This is a genomic window from Gilvimarinus gilvus, from assembly GCF_030518155.1.
In the GTDB taxonomy this organism is placed as follows: domain Bacteria; phylum Pseudomonadota; class Gammaproteobacteria; order Pseudomonadales; family Cellvibrionaceae; genus Gilvimarinus; species Gilvimarinus gilvus.
Genome location: NZ_JAULRU010000751.1, coordinates 1 through 471 on the forward strand (window position 1 = coordinate 1; position 471 = coordinate 471).

1 protein-coding gene is annotated in these 471 nt (G+C 57.3%); it reads left to right on the top strand.

What is annotated here, in order from left to right; all coding sequences use genetic code 11:
- Nucleotides 1-471, top strand: a 471-nt coding sequence (locus tag QWI17_RS19390; RefSeq protein WP_302724182.1) for an IS66 family transposase zinc-finger binding domain-containing protein, incomplete at both ends; no start/stop codon positions are given.

Below are 471 nucleotides of genomic sequence, written 5' to 3' on the forward strand. Positions count from 1 at the left end.
AACGAAGCGGAGCTGTCGGTAGTTGTTGAGGCGTACCTTGCCGAAAGCGAGGCGGAGCAAGCGCAAACCGAAGCCAAAACACCGAAGGCTAAACTCGGCCGCAAACCGCTGCCAGCGGATCTGCCACGCGTACGCATCGAGCATGCCTTATCCGAGCTTGAAAAACAGTGCCCCTGTGGCCATGAACGCACCGAGATCGGAGAAACCTTAAGCGAGCAACTGGACATTATCCCGGCGCAGATGCGGGTGCTGGTCAACGTGCGTAAAAAGTACGCGTGTTCTGCCTGTGAAGGTGGCGTCCAAACTGCACCACTGCCGCCGCAGCCCATTCCCAAAAGCAACGCCAGCCCGGGATTGTTGGCTCACATCGCGACCGCCAAATACCAGGATGCCTTGCCACTGTATCGTCAGGAGGTGGTGCTGAATCGTTCCGGTATTGAGATTCCCCGCAATACATTAGCCAGCTGGATG